The organism is Putridiphycobacter roseus, assembly GCF_003234935.1.
GTDB lineage: Bacteria > Bacteroidota > Bacteroidia > Flavobacteriales_D > Crocinitomicaceae > Putridiphycobacter > Putridiphycobacter roseus.
In genome coordinates, this window is sequence record NZ_QKSB01000016.1 from 40535 (window position 1) to 59525 (window position 18991).

At 34.9% G+C, this 18991-nt stretch carries 15 protein-coding genes; 1 reads left to right on the forward strand and 14 read right to left on the reverse strand.

The features are described from left to right. Window positions 1-246: 246 nt before the first annotated feature. The 14 genes from DNU06_RS16220 to DNU06_RS16290 all read right to left on the reverse strand — a co-directional run bounded on the left by DNU06_RS16220 (window position 247) and on the right by DNU06_RS16290 (window position 16766). On the reverse strand, window positions 247-696 hold the full coding sequence (locus DNU06_RS16220; protein ID WP_146239288.1) for a hypothetical protein: 450 nt from the start codon (window positions 694-696) through the stop codon (window positions 247-249). A 2-nt stretch (window positions 697-698) separates the two neighbouring features. Next, on the reverse strand, window positions 699-3443 hold the full coding sequence (locus DNU06_RS16225; RefSeq protein WP_111064556.1) for a T9SS type A sorting domain-containing protein: 2745 nt from the start codon (window positions 3441-3443) through the stop codon (window positions 699-701). Between the two features lie 54 nt (window positions 3444-3497). Then, window positions 3498-4286 (reverse strand): hypothetical protein, encoded by a 789-nt coding sequence (locus DNU06_RS16230; RefSeq protein ID WP_146239289.1) that lies wholly within the window; start codon window positions 4284-4286, stop codon window positions 3498-3500. A 157-nt stretch (window positions 4287-4443) separates the two neighbouring features. Then, window positions 4444-5529, reverse strand: a complete 1086-nt coding sequence (locus DNU06_RS16235) for a hypothetical protein (protein WP_146239290.1) — start codon at window positions 5527-5529, stop codon at window positions 4444-4446. 27 nt (window positions 5530-5556) lie between these two features. Next, complete coding sequence (locus DNU06_RS16240) at window positions 5557-6357, reverse strand: hypothetical protein (RefSeq protein ID WP_146239291.1); 801 nt, start codon at window positions 6355-6357, stop codon at window positions 5557-5559. Window positions 6358-6600: 243 nt separating this feature from the next. Next, window positions 6601-8823, reverse strand: coding sequence for a DUF1573 domain-containing protein (locus DNU06_RS16245; RefSeq protein ID WP_111064560.1), 2223 nt, complete (start codon window positions 8821-8823; stop codon window positions 6601-6603). Next, window positions 8820-9827, reverse strand: a complete 1008-nt coding sequence (locus tag DNU06_RS16250) for a PorP/SprF family type IX secretion system membrane protein (RefSeq protein ID WP_111064561.1) — start codon at window positions 9825-9827, stop codon at window positions 8820-8822. The genes DNU06_RS16245 and DNU06_RS16250 overlap by 4 nt, the downstream gene beginning before the upstream one ends. Beyond that, entirely contained in the window at window positions 9828-13403 is a 3576-nt protein-coding gene (locus DNU06_RS16255) for a DUF7948 domain-containing protein (RefSeq protein ID WP_111064562.1), read from the reverse strand. A 284-nt stretch (window positions 13404-13687) separates the two neighbouring features. Beyond that, on the reverse strand, window positions 13688-13921 hold the full coding sequence (locus DNU06_RS16260; protein WP_111064563.1) for a hypothetical protein: 234 nt from the start codon (window positions 13919-13921) through the stop codon (window positions 13688-13690). Window positions 13922-13941: 20 nt separating this feature from the next. Further along, window positions 13942-14217, reverse strand: a complete 276-nt coding sequence (locus DNU06_RS16265; RefSeq protein ID WP_111064564.1) for a hypothetical protein — start codon at window positions 14215-14217, stop codon at window positions 13942-13944. Window positions 14218-15071: 854 nt separating this feature from the next. Continuing rightward, entirely contained in the window at window positions 15072-15296 is a 225-nt protein-coding gene (locus DNU06_RS16275) for a hypothetical protein (RefSeq protein ID WP_146239292.1), read from the reverse strand. Between the two features lie 34 nt (window positions 15297-15330). Further along, complete coding sequence (locus DNU06_RS16280) at window positions 15331-15864, reverse strand: hypothetical protein (RefSeq protein WP_111064567.1); 534 nt, start codon at window positions 15862-15864, stop codon at window positions 15331-15333. Window positions 15865-15924: 60 nt separating this feature from the next. Then, window positions 15925-16167: a hypothetical protein gene (locus DNU06_RS16285; RefSeq protein ID WP_146239293.1), complete on the reverse strand. Its 243-nt coding sequence runs from the start codon at window positions 16165-16167 to the stop codon at window positions 15925-15927. Between the two features lie 68 nt (window positions 16168-16235). Beyond that, window positions 16236-16766 (reverse strand): hypothetical protein, encoded by a 531-nt coding sequence (locus DNU06_RS16290; protein ID WP_111064569.1) that lies wholly within the window; start codon window positions 16764-16766, stop codon window positions 16236-16238. Window positions 16767-17394: 628 nt separating this feature from the next. On the opposite strand from DNU06_RS16290, the gene gdhA reads away from it, so the two are divergent. After that, on the forward strand, window positions 17395-18756 hold the full coding sequence (gene gdhA / locus DNU06_RS16295) for an NADP-specific glutamate dehydrogenase (protein ID WP_111064570.1): 1362 nt from the start codon (window positions 17395-17397) through the stop codon (window positions 18754-18756). Window positions 18757-18991: the final 235 nt, after the last annotated feature.

Consider the following 18991-nt stretch of genomic DNA (forward strand, 5'->3'; position numbering starts at 1 on the left):
TTGCTAACCCCAAACTTTAACTTCTAAACTCCTTTCTGCTTAACTTCTTTTTTTTAGAAAGACACTAGAATCTAGACAAAACTAGCATGTATTAAGACATAAGTGGCAAGACAAAAGCCGAGTGTCAGTTCGTCCCGATAGCTATCGGGAGTTCCTACAGTTTCGTTGGGATGCGTTGCGCTGAGCGATAGCCGAAGCGTATCGAGAACATGGTAGAAAAAAGATGTTAGCATCTAACCAATTCCATCACCGCTGAATTTCAATTTTAACTTCCTTATCCTCGTATTCCAAGGTTGTTTTGCTTACAAAAACCATTCGGTCTTTTTTATGGACATCAACTGTATATTTCCCAGTTAAGTAGTAGGCAAAGTAATCTAGGGTATCCAATAAATTGCCATCTACCTCATCTTTTTGCTGCACATAGCTTAAGTAAAACGATTCTCCTTTGTCTTGGAACTGCCATTCGAATACCGCATCTTCCTCCCCATCTATCCATTTGGCACTGGGTACAGAATCATAAATACCTACATCTGTGGTAATGAGCCACTGCCCTTTTGGTGCCAATGCTTTATCATCTACTGTTATTGCGGTAACATTCCAAGTCTGCCCTTTCATGAGCTTACTTGAAAAGCGCTTTTCTTTGTTGCAGGCTGTTATTGTCAGTAAGCATATTATTGTAAAAATTGTTAGTCTCATTTTTATTGTACTATTAAACGTTTGGTTACTTTATTCCCATAGGTACTACCTGTAACAAAGTAGGTGCCGGACTCAATATTTGACACATCTATGGTATACATTCCTGCGCCTGTTGATTGGCTTTGTATTTGCACTAACTTTCCCGTTACATCATGCATGGTAATTTCTATTGAGCTGTCAATGTCAGAGTCTCTATTTAATTGTAAGCTAACAATGTTTGCATTTGTTGGGTTAGGAAAAAGTGTGAAGTCGAAGTCATATAATCGTGATTTATCATCTGGTTCGGTATTTGGTTTTGCTGGATCTTGTACTCGGTAATACTTTGGAACATTAGCTTTGTAACCATCAGAATTAGGACTGTTGCCAGTACAAAAATTTTGAACATAAGTTTCAGTTGCAGGTGGCATTGGGATTTCATCTATAACAGGCGCGATAAATAAAGTGATTTCTGGTGAAACTGATGAACCTGGCAGCGCTACAACTTCTTCTCCTGCCTGAATATAAACCTTATAACCATTAGCAACAGTTAAATCTCCTTGAATAATTACAGTGTCTTTGGCTTTACAATAATAAGAATTTCCATCTTTTACACATCCAATAATATTAGCCGGCCCTCCATTAAAGTGTTTATTATTTAGAACAAGGTTATCAGGAAAATGTGATAAATTGTATACGGTAGAATTAATATTTGGCACTAAATAATTATTCTGATATAAAGTTAAATTATTATCCATATCAATCTTATATGTATGAACATAAGTATATTCATGCGGTTCACCACTATCTGTGCTATCATTGTAGGTTATATTAACAAGTAATTTCAAATAAACATTTTTAATGTTTGGTTTGGTGTATTCATTGTAATCAATTTCATTAATTCTTACTTGACAAATTGAATCTTGAAAATTTGGACTAGAAGCTTGCGCTTGACCAAATGTTTGATTATAACTTTCAGAATGAATAGAAGAAAATTCTGAAACAAAATTAAGCATCCCATCTATTGGAACAAATGAAGAGTTCATCTTAAAGTTTTCATTATAATTTAGAATAGGGTGATTATTACTAGTCATATTAACCCCACTAATACTTAAATTTTCACATTCTGGAAAACTCAACCCATAAAGTGTGTAGCAATCATGTCCATGGGATTGTTCTGTTTCTATTTCTGCTACAATAGCACTTTCAATACTGTAATCAAGAATGTTTAAAGTAGAATTAAATGAATAATTTAAAGGCTCCGCTAATCTAAATTGATATTGATTTTTAAAAGACCGAGAATAATTTACATTTACTATACTGCCTGAATATAAATAATCATGAAACGTACATTCTGGTTCTGTTCTATTCCAAGACATATCTATTTTAGGACTTTCTAACAAAGTAAAAATACCTAAAGGGTTATTATAAATTGGATATGATTGAACATCATTTGGCTCATTTAAAATATTTGAGCCTTGATTAACAAAAGAACCTGGCGTACTGAATGTTGGCCCGAGTATTAATTGTTCTTGATATAACTGACCTTCAAAATACATTTCTGTACGAGATACTGTGGGCATAACAGGTTTTTCAGGAATGGTTTTCTTTTTATAATTTTCACTAACGTAAGTGTTAAATTCTTGACCTAAAATTTTTTCTACTTCTTTGTAAAAAGCCTTTTTATTCTTTTGTGATGCAGCTGTGGTATCAAAAGCCAAATCTGGAGCCATTACTGCTAAAGTTGCCATTTCTGGTGAACCTGTTGCTACTGTCAGCCCTAATTTTACTACTATTTTAAATACCTTTAATATAGCCAAATTCCTTTCAACTTCGGCATTATGCATGTTAGCATCAGTACGTAAGGAATCATATATGTGATATCTGGCAACATAATCCTCTACCATTGACCCCATGTTTTTGTATATTACGTATCCATTTTCAGCTTGTGAATTTGTAAAATCCACACCGCTTAAAAAGCCATTGTTATCTATAATATTATCGTTTGCATCTATCAAGGGTTCGTCAATTGTTACTGCTCTACCATATAGTTTTAAATCTGTTGTAGTAAAAAACTCAAAATCTAAAGAAATATCTGTTAGATTATTGCATACACAAGGGTCATAAGCTACCTGAAAATCACCACTCATCCAAAAGTGAGCTTGCCCATTGGTGGGTGCAACTGTTGTTAATTTTACTACAGCTGTATTTTGATCTAAGCTTCTGTCTATACCTTCACCTAAACGAAAAATTCCTGATAAATTTGAAAATAAAGAATTTTGGAGATAATACAAATTAATTTTCACACCATTGATTGCTGAACCTGGATAAGTATTATCTCCATAACGAACAAATACCCTCACTACACCTTTATAACGATTGTAAAAAACAAGATAGGGTACATTTTGTAATATTGTTACAGAATGCACTGTACCATCAGGATACCTACCTAAATTCGATAATAATAATTCCCACCCATTTTCATGATTCATTTCTTGACCACCAGATACCGGTGTTTTTAATAGATATCCATAATACGCTGCTAAAGTATTAGGTTGAATATTTTCCATAGTAGTATAGGGTGCACCAGGGTTAAACTGCATATTCATTAACGAATAATTTGATGGTGTCCACCAATTAAACGTATTTAAATAACGTGAATCGAGGCTGTATGGCGTCCCACCTGTTGCATCATCAGGCAATGCATTATTTATTGGATTAATTGGGTTAGTTGATACATTATTGTCGCATTGCGCATATCCTCTATTCACTATGCTAAATATAATAGTGATCAAATAAATTTAAAATATTTTTTTCTCATAATTTTATAGTTTTCTTCCTAAGTATTGTCTTTTAGCATATCCTGGATAATCTGGATGATGAAAAAATTCAAAATTCATTTCTACTATCCCATCCATTTTTACATATACATCTCCTTTCATAGCATCACATTGCGAAGTACTTACCCCTTCAAAACCCCACATTTGGCGGTAATTTAATTGTTTGGGTTGAGCCTGTTGAATACAGCTACTACCAAAACCGTCATAATTAATTATATTAAAATAAACATACGGAGGGGAATAGGTTATATCAATATTAATATCAAAACTATCGGGGAGATGTTCAGATTTTACTCTAAAATCTCCTTCCACTGGTCCTACTATAGCATCAGGACTATTCCATATAGGAAGATTAGATACATATAAATATTTGGTAATAGAGTCATAACCATCATCATTAGGCAAACAAATTTTATTGGGTGATTTTTCAACTACTAGTGTTATGGGCCAATTCCCTCCAGCTAAGCTTTCATCAAAATACCTTTGCACTACACTGTCAGATATAACTTCAGAACCTACATACCAAGTGTATTCAGCATTTTTTTCTATGGGTGTAAATTTTACATTTTTACCTCTGAATATTGTATCAGTTTCAGTAAATTTACCCGTTGAAGACGGATTAGAAAGTTCCTCCATGATAAACTCCGCTGTCACTTCACTGGCGCAACTACAGTTTTTATTAAACTCCGCTATTTCTGCTTGGTCTTTTTTGCAGGCCAAAAGCATGAATGTACATATTGTTAAAACTAGGATATTAGGATTAATTTTCATCACGGGGATTGGTTTTTTATTGTAATTAATTGAGCACAAAAACTTGTTCTCGATATGCTTCGACAAGCTAAGCACAACTCGCTACGGTTATCGCTCAGCACAACGCTATTCCGTTTACCGACGGATCACTCGAACTGACAGTTTTTGCTTCGTTATTAAATTATTTTTCTTCTTCCAATTTACTTAATCTTTCTTCTAATTGCAAAGTGTATAAAGTCAGTTCCTCTACCTTTTCCAATAATAAACGGTTCAACTCACCTAAATCTACACCTGTTTCTTCATATTGTTCGGCAGAAGGAATGTTTGGTAAATGTTTATTTTCTTCAATATAAACTCTTAATTCATCAAATGTGAGTAATTTATAGTCTGGTTCAAATACATAGTCAGGTATGCTGGCCAAAGTAGTGGTGTATTTTCTGGCAAAAACAAAACCATTCAAAAACTCAGTTAAATCAGTGCCTAAATTACCATTAATTAAGGGCTCATCAGGAAGGGTGATTGATCGGCCATGCAATTGAATATTAGTTTGAGCTATTTGTTCAAAATCGAAGCGTAATTTAGACGGTCTGTAACATACACAAGGGTCATAGGAAATTTTAAAATCAGCACTGGCCCAATTTTGTCCTTCTGCGGGAGCCAGCACAACAGAAGAAACTGAAGTGATAGTAGTAGAGTCACCCAAGGCCTGATCATGGCCATCATACAATCTTAGATTACCATTTATTTCTTCGCTGGTTGGGTCCTCAAATGTTAATTGAATAAGCATATCATTAGCGCCATTTCCAACTGTGTTATCTAATCCGTAATTAACGAAAACTCGGATTGTAGCTGAGTAGCGATTGTATAATACGATATAAGGTTTAGTACCTTGCGAATTACCGACAGTAATAGTTGTTATATCATCTGGATAACGCCCTAAATTAACTAACAGTAGCTCCCAACCATTCTCTCTTAGTGGTAAAGGCCCATCCCAAATGTATCGATAATGCATATAGGCTGCTGTCATAATACTATTCATCTCAGGAATGGTTACTCCCCCGAAACTGATGTTCGTAGTTTGATACTCATCATAAATACCCCCCACAATTGGAAACCAATCAAATCCATTTAAATACTGAGATCCGTCGATACTTGGCAAAGCATTATTAGAAGGATTTGTAAAATCAGTGTTCACATCATTTTTACAATCTGTTTGACCATACACTATAAGTGATGGCATTAATAGCATTATAAATAATATTTTCATATATTTAAATTTTTTAGTAGTCACTTTCTAGTTTATTTTTCTACCTTTTAAGTGATATGTTTTTCGGTTTGAACAGTATTCTGTTTCTTCTTTTGGAAGAAATATCTCATAAGTATTGTTTTGGTAAAATCTTTTAAAATAGCCATCATCTAGGCAACCTACACCTATTGCATTCCCATTTGTTAAAATAATATTGTAGAACGCTGCTCCTGTCTGAAATTGAAGGGAATCATTAGTACCTCTCAAATTTTCAAAAATTAAAAGATCTTGAAACGGTTCTCCTAATGTATTTCTCCCCTCTCCCAAATAAACTTTAATATCTACACTGTCTTTTCCGCCCTCTTCTTTCATTCTGAACGTACCTTCCCATTGAGGTTGGGGGGTATTGTAAAAATCAAAGGAATTATAAGGATCAGCTATTCCGAGAAATCTCTCAGTAGAATCCAAGCCGTCATCATATGGCAAACAAATAGTATTCGGCGTTTTTTCAACTTTGAGAGAAATTGGAATACTTTGACCAGCTAGATCCGTTGGAAAAAAACGCACAAAAGACCGCTCAGTTAGCACTTCTGCACCAATATACCATGTATAATTGGCGTTTTCTTCTATTGCAGTAAAACGAATATTTCTACCAGCATGGCAACTATCAGTATCAACACTGTAATTACTAAAGTTACTGACGTTTTCTATCAAAAACTCAGCACTCACCTCTTCCGCACAGCTACAATTTTTATTAAACGCAGCTATTTCAGCTTGGTCTTTTTTACAGGCCAATAGCGAGAATGTACATATTGTTAAAACTAGGATATTTGGATTAATTTTCATCACGGGGATTGGTTTTTTATTCTACTTAATTGAGCACAAAAACTTGTTCTCGATATGCTTCGACAAGCTCAGCACAACGTTATCCGTCTACCGACGGATCACTCGAACTGACAGTTTTTTTATTTACTTTTGTTCTTCCAAATATGAAAAAAAAAAAAACTAAAGCAAATTATTAAGTAATTATTTTTCAGAGCTTTATTCAAAAACAGTTGAAACCTTTTGATTTTACTGGCTTTTTACACTCGCTTAATTTTGAGCAACTTCAGCCGTAGTCGTCAATACTTTGGTGAAACCGTTTTCAAATACAATTAAAATTCGGTTGACTGAAAAGCCTTGGATGTCGTTGGGACTAAACTTGGTAGTTAAAGTAACAGATTCCCCTGATAGAATGGTTTCATTTTCTATACTAGAGCCGGTACAAGCGCACTCATCAATCACTTCTTTGATGTGTAAAGTATCTGAACCTTGGTTTTCAATGGTAAAAGTGTGCTTCAATAATTCACTTGTGTTTACCATACCAAAATCGTAGACCAATGGACTTACTTTGATAGGCAATACTGATTCATCTTGCACAGTGACAGACTGAATTTCAATTCTTCTTTCAATGGCTGCTTTTCTACTGTATACCGAATTCTTTTGGTCTTTTACATTATCACTTGCAAAAGCATTGGCTGTGTATTCTCCATAAGGAATGGCTTCAATTTGCAAAGCCCCGTTTTTTAAATAAGGCTCAAAAAAACCGCCCTCAATTTCACTGAGGTAATTTTTATAGGAATCAATTCTACGCTTGGTCAGGTTGACGTTATAGTCGGATTTTGCCAAAGGGGATGCAAAACCTTTGATGGAAATTACCAAGGCTTGTCCCTTTAATAGTTCTATTTTTAGTAAACGGGTGAATTCCTCCAAATCGGCTACCCCTTGTTCTATGTATTCCACAAAAAAATCTTCAATATCCTCCTTTGCATCTTCCGATTCTTCTCCGATTAACCCTTTACTATAAGCCGACTTGTATTGTTTTTTTAGTTGTAAATAATTTTGATAGGTTTGAATGTAGTTATACTGTGTAACGGTATCGGTAGTTTTAGGATTGGGTTCGTCGTTGTGAAAATATAGTTTAACCGGCAATACTTTGTTTAAGGTAGCTAAGTCGGGAAAACGAAAAGCTTTTGGTTTGATGAGTGTTGAATTTTTCATCACAAAAATATCATTACAACAAGTGGGGTTCACCGAATAACTTACTCCTTTTCTATTGGATGAAAAGTAAGCATCACCATTTTCAGGATCAACGGTATAATAAGTGTCATTCTGCGGAGAATTAAAAGGTAAACCAGCATTTTCAACTTCCCCAAATTGCATGACACTGCTAGTGTTTTCGCTATAAAAAATATCAAACCCACCAAACCCAATGTGCCAAGTGGAAGAAAAGTACAAACGATCTGTTTCCCTGTCATAAAAAGGACTAATCTCATCCTCTATCGAATTGATTTTATTGCCTAAATTAAACGCTTTACTGTATTGATTGCCATCCGTTATTTTAGAAGCCCAAATATCGTATCCACCAATGGATTTGTATCGATTGGATGCAAAAAACAAGTATTCCTCTCCGTTAATTACCGTAATGTGTGGCATAGTGGTTTGTGCCGCATAATCGTTGATGACCTCCCCTAAGCTATCGATATCAGTCAATTTATTATCGACCAGCTTACCCACAAATATTTTACAATTATTACCGGCATCACAACGGGTAAAATAAAAGCGTTTTCCGTCAGTACTAAAACAACCATTTCCATAATTGTAGTCCGCCAAGCCTTCTCCACTAACAATTTCTACATTTGAAAAAGTACGGTTAAACTTATCGGCACTGTAAATACTTAATTTGTAGTTTTTACTATTTACTTCTTCGGTAGGTTTTATCGTATCTGCCTTTAAAGCGGTGAAATAAAACTTATCCTTAGTGATTCTTGGGGCAAACTCTGTATCGTTAGAATTTACTGGACCACTAATGGGCTTTGCATTTTCATCTCCTTTCAATTTTATGGTGTTTTCAGCCCAAATACAAGCTTTAAACCCTTGTTCGGCCTTTAGATACTCATAAGATTCTCTATCTCTTTTAAAAACTTTTTTGGCTGACTTAAACGCTTGCTTTGCTTGCCCATACTGTCCTGTTTGCTGCAACATGCTTGCCAACCAAAAAATTGACATTGGGTATATTCTCGCCTGTTCTTTTTCATAAACAGCCGCGTAGAATGTGGCAGCCACTTCATAGTTTTTATATTTTCTTTGAGCTTCGGCCATTTTCCAATTAATTTCAACTGAAGTTGAATCAAAAGTCATGGCTTGTTGAAAGTATAATATGGCGCCGTAATAATCACCTTCCATCAATTTTTTATCGGCATGCTCTACCAATTGCACATAAGTCTGTCCGAATACAAATGGAGAAAATAATAACAGAATTAAGGTCAGTCTCATAAAAAATCAGGACAAATACGGTATTGAATGTTTTTCGGCTTAAAAATATCTAAAATATATTGAAAAGAAAGCTCTAATCCTCCTCGAACATTACTGGCAGGAGATAATTGAGAAATATTAATGTCGTAACTGATACCTGCAACCCAATTATTGTAATACAGTCCTGCAACAATATTTACAGCATCCTTGGCACGAAACCACAAACCTGCATAAGGTGCAACATACTCCCCCTTTTTATCTAACTGTACATAGCGAATATTGGATCCAATGTTTAACTCTCTATATACGCCTTGGGTTTGAAACAATACACCAGGCATCAAATCCCATTCAAAATTAATGGGATAAACAGCATTGGCATGAACGACAAATCTACGATCTCTCACAATCGTTGGGTTTCCAATAAAACCTTCCGTTTGTCGAATTAAGTTAAAGGCTGCCACACCGGTTTCAATTTTTAATGCCGACTTAAAAGTTCTCGCATAAAAAACACCCAAACTTGAATTTACATTGGTGTATCTTTCATTAGTAAAAAGCTCATTTGAAGGTAAATTGCCGTCGTATTTATAACCATTAAACTGTAAATCGTATTTAAATGCGTTAAAGTCAATTAATTTATGGTTGATACCAAACTGAGCGCCGACCACAAGCTTTTGCGCCAATTTAGATTTGAATAAAAACTGTTGGGCCACGCTTAAATTAAATTCATGGGTTCGGTAATCTCCATCACCAGCTACATCATTCATGTAATTAATGCCATAAAACAAGTTTGGTTTTAGGTCGCCTTCATTATTTTCAACCGAAAAACCAAATGTATTATAAGCCCTTGAAACTGCTCTCCATTGGCTTCTTTGATTGCCGGTAAATCGCCAGTCTCCATTATAATTACCCGTTAAAGCTGGATTTAACATTAATGGAGATCGATAAAATTGTGAAAAGTGAATATCTTGTCCAATACCAGCGTATAGGCTACCAATAAAAAATATGGTGAACAATAATTTTTTCACTTACTTGATTAAGGTAATGTTCCCTTTGATTAAATTCTCTTGACCATCTACACACTTTACTTGTAGGTGATAAACGTATACGTCGGGGTCGAGTGGTTTTCCTCTAAAAATACCATCCCATCCTTCATTTTGATTTTGTGTTTCAAAAACAACTTCTCCCCAACGGTCAAAAATCATAAAATTCATTTCTTCAATATTATATCCACGCACAAATACCTGATCATTCACATTGTCGCTATCCGGCGTAAAAGCACTTGGAACAAAAACATAAACATCACCACAAATAAACTCCAGTACTTTAATGAGTACTTTCGCTGTTTTTGTACAAGCGTCGTTGGTCACCTGAACGGTAAACTCTGTATCATCTGTAATCGAATAAGTTTTAGTCGTTTGGTTATTGGGTTGTTCCACCCTTGCAGCAGGCGACCACAAATAATGATAATAAGGTTGATTTGGCATAGCAGATAAAATTGTCGTTCCACCATCAACAACCTCTATTTGCGTTGCAATAATATAAACAGAATCACTTGGCAATTGATCGACCTTTACCCAAACTGAATCATAAAAAATACAGCCATTAATATTAGCGGTAACATAATAATATTGTGTTTTTGGTGGATTTGCCTTTGCTAAACCAGTAGTTGGACTTTCGTAAGTAATATAATCTTTAGGTGACCAATCTGCTGTGATGTTTAAGCCCGAAGGAAAAGTAGCTTGTAAGTTTACGTTATTACCAGCACATATATTTGCATCTGCCATTACATCAATTATCCCCGAACTGAATTGAATGGTCACTGACCCAGTTTGATCACACAAGGCATTACCATTTGAAACTTTGCAATAAAAAGTGACAGTATTCACTGGTGAAACAGTAATCACAGAATCCAACCCTCCGGCATTTAACGGACTTGAAAAATCATCATTGTCATCCCATATAAAAGTGGTTGCCGTACCAAAACTATTGGCTAATAAATCGAGACTAGTTATATCGGCATCACAGATAATGGTGTCGTTAGGCAAACTCAATTTCACTTCGGGATAAACAGTAATTATTTTTTTTGCAGTATCTGTTAAATTACAAATTGTATCGGTAATGTATAATATCGCTTCATATTGTCCCGGTTGGTCGTATAAAACAATTGGATTTGAACCCGCTTGAATAATTGTTCCTCCAGCATCTAAATCCCAAACCGAACCATTTGGGTCGGTACTTTGGTTAGTAAAATTAATGGTTAATGGCGCACACCCCAACAATTCACTTACGGTAAAATCGGCATCTGGCACAATTTGAAAATCGAATTTAAAAACTAAGTTGTTACAATTTGAACTTAAATTATTGGCTGACCAAGCATTAGTAGTTGTTGGAAAATCAGAATTTCCACCACAACCTCCACATACTGATTGGTAAACTACACCATACTTATCAAAACGAGAAGTTCCTCCATCTACGTGTTCTTGCGACAAGGCACCACCTAAATACGAACCATATAAAATATTGGCTGCATTACGTTCTAAAACAAACAAATAAAAATTAAAACCATCTCCATTTGTTCCTTGTTCGGCATTAGCAGTAACTGGCATCCCATTCAGACCTGTCCCTTGTAAAATATTAGCCCCCCATCCCGACACATACACATTTCCACAAACATCTACTAAAAAAGCAGCTGGAGAAATATTAGGTTGTCCGTTTCCATTTCCAAAAATGGTTGCATAATCTATACTGGTTAAACTTGGATTCAATTTCATGATAAATTGTCCGCTATTGGCATTGGAATATCCCGCATTGACAACCGGCATAGCTCCATCTGAAACTCCTACTAAATACACATTATCGTCCCGATCAATCTCCACAAAAATACTTTGATCATATGCCGCTGTCCCTATATAAGTCGACTGAATGACACTAGATCCGTCTCCCATAATTTTCGCAACAAAGCCATCCGTCTTTCCGCCCATATAATTTGGATTTAATCCTCCTACCGTATTTGGTAAGTCGCTTGAAGATGACCCACCAGCAATTAAAACATTGTAAGAAGAGTCAATTTTAACAGAGTAACACGCATCATTCTGTGAACCACCGTAATAACTCGACCACATTAAACTTGAAAAGTCGGCTGACAATTTAAAAACCACCCCATCTTGTTGACCGGCATTATTCGCTTGAAATGCATTGTGAACTGGAAAATTTATTGAACGAGAACTGGAAGTCACCAACACATTATTGGCTGCATCCAACATAATTTCTCCTCGAAACTGATCCCCATAATTGGAAGTCAAGGAATCATAAGCTGCAACAGTACTGTAATTTCCAGATGTCACTTTATAATTCACTCCGTCGTTGGCAGATCCACCCATATAAGTTGACCCCAACAAATTCAATCCATCAGCGCTGATTTTAGACACAAAAATATCGGTGCCCACTGACCCAAAATTACTGCCATTAAACTGGACAGAAAAAGTAGATCCGCCCCCATGTGTATTTTGATAGGCATTCATCATGGGGAAATCGGTACTGGATGTTGCGCCATACAAATAAATATTATTAGCAGCATCACAAATTAAACTATGCACCGTTTCAGTTCCTTGTGTATTATCACCGCCTCCTATAAAATTAGTCCATAGCATGGTAGTACCATCTGCTGAATATTTGCTGATAAAAACATCTGTTGTAATTGAATTACTGACATTAGGAACCGTAATATTGGTAGTCGAATTCCAAACCAAAGCAGGGGTCGGATAAGCGTTTCCATATACTGTTCCGCCACTATAAGCTTTTCCATCATATGCATAAGTCGCTGTCATTCCAAAATTATCGGAAACGGAACCACAATAGGTTGCAAATACAAGTACTGGATCAATCACCAACGCAATGTCTTTATCATATTTACCCAAGTCGAAACTCAATACACCATCCATTAATTTAAACTGACAGGGTACATCTATAATTTTACCATTTTTAATTTGATAAGCCACTGGTTTTTCTTCAAAGATGTCTCCGAGTCCTGTTTTTATTTTTAATCGTCCATCTTTTAATATTTTAATCGATTCTTGACCATTGTACTTTAGCTGAATGTTATTTGGGTCTCCTTGGGGAGCGACTTTAAATTCATACTTTAATTGTCTGTTTTTTTCAAATATTCTGGCATCTACCCCCGGGTATAAATCATGATAAGAAATATCGTAATATCCATAGCATTCCCTTGCCCATCTATCTTGGTTATTTCCTATAAAATAATTGTAGTATTCACTCGTTTTATTACGGCTTGAGGTCTGTGCATTGGGTTGACAACCCAAAAACTGTAGGTATAAATATTGCTCACGAATTTGTGGATTTTCCACTGTTTTTGCAGAAAAATCAGCATGATGAATATCATCTGCATCAATAAATTGATACAAAATACCTGTTTGTTCTAACCAAACATTCCCAAAACTCACATCCGCTTTATAAAGTGCTTTGCTTGGCCATTGTCCTTTGTTTTCTACAAACTTATAATCACCTACCAATTGCTCCACCTCTTGGGCAGTAAGCACATTTATAGAAAGGGCGATTGCAAAAGCCAGCAGTATTCTTTTCATAACACTAAATTAAACAATTAAAAACAGGTATTAAAATTAAGACTGTTTAATTTATGGTATAGTTGCGTTAAAGGGTTGGATTAATGCTTAAAAGTAAAGTATAGCACTGACAAAATAAATGTCATACCCTAGCAAATCATCCTCCTCAGGCTTCGAGGCCATTTAATAGATTACCATCTATTAAATCCTCAGCCGTCGGGAGGATGTTAACTAAATAAACCGCCGAGGGCTGAGGATAGAAAAAATGGCAATTTTTTCTATGAACTCGAAGTCCGGTTTAAAACTCAATACCAAAAAGCAAATTTACCATCTGTAATATACATTAAGCTATCCGTGCAATCTCTATTAATTAAAGTCATATTAAAGGTACCTTCAACCTCTCGTTTAGTTTTATCAAATCTGCAGATTTCAATATTGCCTGGGTTTAGACTATCGTGTAAATAGCCTGCGCAACCAATATTCCCACTTACAGATAGAAAAGAAACAATTTCACCTCCATCTCCGTTTAGCGTGCTCATTGGATATTTCCCCAAGGAATTTACACCCTGATATATATATATATAGACTGATCAATATTTTGATCTTTATCTATTTTACTTCCTGTTAAATTAAATTGGCCCGTAGTTTCAATGTAGCTTGCATAGACAGGTACAGATCCACTAATCGAAGCAGGCGTTTTTGCTACCCACTCAACCCCATTAATTTTACAAGAAAAACCTTGCGTAAATTCTGGTTCGGGGTCTTGTTTTTCGCAGGAGACACTTAGAAATACTAATGACAAAGTAAAAAATAATATGCCTTTTATTGTTTTCATTGTATGCAATTTACTGATTTAATCCTTGATATTACCAAGGAAATACCAAAACCAATAAGATAGCCATAAATCACCCACCTCAGACTTCGAGGTCATTTAATAGATTACCACCTATTAAATCCTCAGCCGTCGGGAGGAAGTTAATGAAGCAAACCACCGAGGACTGAGGATAGAAAAAATGGCAATTTTTCTATGAACTCGAAGTCCGGTTTAAAACTCAATACCAAAAAGCAAATTTACCATCTGTAATATACATTANAGCTATCAGTGCAATCTCTATTAATTAAAGTCATATTAAAGGTACCTTCAACCTCTCGTTTAGTTTTATCAAATCTGCAGATTTCAATATTTCCTGGGTTTAAACTGTCATGCAAGTAGCCTGCGCATGAATTTCCATTATTTTCTAAGGATAAAAAACCCACCATCTCATCTCCGTCTATATTTACCCCAAACATTTTATAATTTCCATCATCATAAATATTTTCATCACTATTTTTTTTTGTTGCTCTTATGTGAAGCCAGCCTGAATTTTCATTATAAGTAATACTTATTGGAATAGCACCACCAACTGAAGCTGGCGTTTTAGCTATCCATTCTTCCCCATTTATTTTACAGGTAAAACCTTCTCTAAAAACAGGTTCGGGGTCCTGTTTTTCGCAGGAGGCGCTTAAAAAGAAAAGAGCTGTACTGAATAAGAGTACTAATTTCTGTAAATTTTTCATATGAATAATCTTATGTTTTTATAAAGGTAATGCCTTGTTTTTGGCTAAAACTATTGAATTGCGCAAATGGTTTTTATTTTTGCGTTTTTCGCAAAAGACAAATCTCTGTAATAGCAATTTACTGATTTAATTTTATTTACGAAAATTTATTTCTAATCCAATATCATATAACGGAAAGCCATGTTCATACAACAACCCGTTGCCATTAGTAACTTCCATTAAATCTACATGTTCAAAAACAGTGGCAACCTGTTCTTCAAAGGTAAAAGGCATACTATCTATTACAATTTGGTTCTGCGCATGTATTCTGAAACTTACAATAATTCCAAAAATTATTAAAGTGATTAAGTTTTTCATAATTTTGAGTTTTTTTGATATAAATTTTAAATTATTAATACCTAAAAGCAAATTTACCGTCAGTGATATACATTAAACTATCAATGCAATCAGTATTAATAAGAGTCATGTTGAATGTGCCAGATAATTCTCTATTGGTTTTATCAAATTTGCAGATTTTTAGATGACCCGGACTCAAAGAATCATGAAAGTAAACATCACAAACAAAATTATTTTCATTATCGTGGAATCCAACTCGCTTATCCTTATTACTATACTCTGTTTCCATTTCATATTTACCAGATTCATAAATATTGTTAGCAACAATATTTATGACATCATAAATATTGTTTTCCGAATTTTTTCTTGTTGCTTTTAATTGCAAATTTCCTACAGATTGATCATAGTAAGTTAGCAATGGCACAGGCCCACTAATAGAAGTAGGCGTTTTAGCTACCCATTCAACCCCATTAATTTTACAAGAAAAACCTTGCGTAAATTCTGGTTCGGGGTCTTGTTTTTCGCATGAGGCACTTAAAAAGAAAAGTGCTGTGCTAAATAAAAGTATTAGTTTTTGTATTGTTTTCATAAAACGAGCGTTTTGTTTTTTTGACTTTCGAGTCAATCAATTTACAAATTTTTCATGTAATTAACAAATTAAAGTTGGTTCAATGGTATAAAGCGGAAACCCATGTTCGTACAACAATCCATTGCCATTGGTAACTTCCATTAAATCCACATGTTCAAAAACAGTGGCAACCTGTTCTTCAAAGGTAAATGGCACACTTCGGCTAAGCTCAGTGCAAGTGCTATCTATTACAATTTGGTTTTGTGCATGTATTTTGAAATTCATCATGATTCCAAAAAATATTAAAGTGATTAAGTTTTTCATACTTCGACATATGCTCAGCACAGGTGATTTTTAGGTTTATTTGTTAAATATTTTGGACTGGTAGGGAATTAATACCTTAAGGCAAATTGGCCATCTGTGATATACATCAAGCTATCTGTACAGTCTCTGTTAATTAAAGTCATATTAAATTTGCCTTCAATCTCTCGTTTAGTTTTATCAAATTTGCAAATTTCAATATCCCCAGGGTTTAAACTGTCATGCAAATAGCCTGCACAACCTATATTGTTGCTCAAAGAAAGAAATCCAACTGATTCCTCTCCATTTCCTTTTAAAGTTTCAATTTTAAATTCCCCTTTCTGATAAATATTTACCAGGTAAATACTTATCACTTGATAAATATTTACATCATTATCTTTTTTCGTACCTGTCAAATAAAGCTCACCTGTATTTTCAATATAATCAACAAAAAGTGGCACTGGCCCACTAATAGAAGTAGGCGTTTTAGCGACCCATTCAACCCCATTAATTTTACAAGAAAAACCTTGGGTAAAAACTGGTTCAGGGTCTTGTTTTTCGCAGGAGGTGCTTAGAAATACTAATGACAAAGTAAAAAATAATATGACTTTTATTGTTTTCATTGTATGTGCAATCTTATTAACTAATTGTATGCAATTTACTGATTTAATCCTTGATATTACCAAGGAAATACCAAAACCAATAAGATAGCCATAAAATCACCCACCTCAGGCTTCGAGGCCATTTAATAGATTACCATCTATTAAATCCTCAGCCGTCGGGAGGAAGACAATATTGCTATTAGTTGTGCCTTTTTCTAATCCAACTATTCTTGTATTTTATCTAATAACCTTATGCTATCCACTGAGGGCTGAGGATAGAAAAAATGGCAATTTTTTCTATGGACTCGAAGTCCGGCACAAAAATAAATGTCATACCCTAGCATATCAACACCCTCAGCCGTCGGGAGGATGTTAACTAAATAAACCGCCGAGGGCTGAGGATAGAAAAAATGGCAATTTTTTCTATGGACTCGAAGTCCGGCATCTATTTCAAATTGAAATCATACAAATTTGTATATTAAGTACTTAAAATTCTTTTGATTTATAACAGAATAAGCCCTTTTTTACGATTTTATAACAAATAGGATTCCTACAATAATGACAAGAAATTACAAGTATTAGATGTTAAACCAATGTTATATTTAAAAAACAATTAAATTTGTCTCCAAATAACTATATAACCTAAATCATGTCAAATAAATATCAAGCTCAAATAGATGAGTTTATGGCTAAGGTAAAAAATACCAACGGTCACGAAACTGAGTTTTTACAAGCAGTTGAAGAAGTTGCAGAAGCAATTATTCCATTTATGGATGAAAACCCTAAGTACGCTGGAATTAATTTATTAGAGCGAATGGTGGAGCCAGAAAGAACTATTATTTTTAGAGTTCCATGGTTAGATGATAATGGAAAAATTCAAGTAAACAGAGGTTACAGAGTGGAGTTTAACTCAGCAATAGGACCTTACAAAGGTGGATTAAGATTTCACCCTTCTGTAAACTTATCCATATTAAAATTCTTAGGATTCGAACAAGTTTTCAAAAATTCATTGACTACATTGCCAATGGGTGGTGGTAAAGGTGGATCTGACTTCGATCCAAAAGGAAAATCAGACAATGAAGTGATGAAATTTTGTCAATCATTTATGACTGAATTAGCACGTCACATTGGTCCTAACACTGATGTACCAGCTGGTGATATCGGAGTAGGTGGTCGTGAGATTGGTTACATGTTTGGTCAATACAAAAGACTAAGAAATGAATTTACTGGTGTTTTAACTGGTAAAGGTAGAAACTGGGGTGGTTCTTTAATCAGACCAGAAGCAACAGGATACGGAACAGTTTATTTTGCTAAAGAAATGTTAGCGACTAAAGATGATTCTATCCATGGCAAAACTGTTGCGGTTTCCGGTTCTGGTAACGTAGCACAATATGCCATTGAAAAAATATTACAATTAGGCGGAAAAGTAGTTACCGCTTCAGATTCTTCTGGATACATTTATGTTCCTGGTGGAATTCATACTGAAAAACTGGACTTCTTAAAAGATTTGAAGAACAATAGAAGAGGTAGGATTAAAGAAATGGCTGACCAATTTGAAGGTGTTCAATTTTTTCCAGGTGAAAGAGTTTGGAATGCACCTTGCGATATTGATGTTGCTTTACCTTGTGCTACACAAAACGAATTAAATGGTGAAGAAGCGAAGACTTTATTAGCTAAAGGATGTATCTGTGTGGCTGAGGGTGCAAATATGCCTTCTACGCCAGAAGCTATTGCTGCATTTCATGAAGCGAAAATATTATTCTCTCCAGGAAAAGCATCTAATGCTGGTGGTGTTGCCACTTCAGGATTGGAAATGTCACAAAATTCATTACGTTTTTCATGGACTGCTGAAGAAGTAGATGAAAAATTACACAACATTATGGTTTCTATTCACGAAGCTTGTGTGGAATATGGTACAGATGAAAATGGATATGTGGATTATGTGAAAGGTGCAAACATTGCAGGATTTGTGAAGGTTGCAGACTCCATGATCGACCAAGGCCTTGTATAAAACCGATTTTAGCCATTGAATATTGGCGTTATGCTATTTGAAAATTCAATCACTTACAGTAGTAAGCTCATGAATTTGCAAATGTACGCATGCCTTAATCTTCAAACCTAAAATCAGTTTTTACACTGAATAAACTTTAAAACCGCTTTCACGTTGTGAAGGCGGTTTTTTGTTTGGGGTTGGTTGAATTTTGTGGTAATGCTATTGTAAAATACAATCACTTACAGACGTAAGC

Coding starts and splice junctions, on each gene's coding strand:
- DNU06_RS16220 (WP_146239288.1), bottom strand. CDS start 696: ATGAGACTAACAATTTTTACAATAATATGCTTACTGACAATAACAGCC.
- DNU06_RS16235 (WP_146239290.1), bottom strand. CDS start 5,529: ATGAAAATATTATTTATAATGCTATTAATGCCATCACTTATAGTGTAT.
- DNU06_RS16245 (WP_111064560.1), bottom strand. CDS start 8,823: ATGAGACTGACCTTAATTCTGTTATTATTTTCTCCATTTGTATTCGGA.
- DNU06_RS16255 (WP_111064562.1), bottom strand. CDS start 13,403: ATGAAAAGAATACTGCTGGCTTTTGCAATCGCCCTTTCTATAAATGTG.
- DNU06_RS16260 (WP_111064563.1), bottom strand. CDS start 13,921: ATGAGCACGCTAAACGGAGATGGAGGTGAAATTGTTTCTTTTCTATCT.
- DNU06_RS16265 (WP_111064564.1), bottom strand. CDS start 14,217: ATGAAAACAATAAAAGGCATATTATTTTTTACTTTGTCATTAGTATTT.
- DNU06_RS16275 (WP_146239292.1), bottom strand. CDS start 15,296: ATGAAAAACTTAATCACTTTAATAATTTTTGGAATTATTGTAAGTTTC.
- DNU06_RS16280 (WP_111064567.1), bottom strand. CDS start 15,864: ATGAAAACAATACAAAAACTAATACTTTTATTTAGCACAGCACTTTTC.
- DNU06_RS16285 (WP_146239293.1), bottom strand. CDS start 16,167: ATGAAAAACTTAATCACTTTAATATTTTTTGGAATCATGATGAATTTC.
- DNU06_RS16290 (WP_111064569.1), bottom strand. CDS start 16,766: ATGAAAACAATAAAAGTCATATTATTTTTTACTTTGTCATTAGTATTT.
- gdhA (WP_111064570.1), top strand. CDS start 17,395: ATGTCAAATAAATATCAAGCTCAAATAGATGAGTTTATGGCTAAGGTA.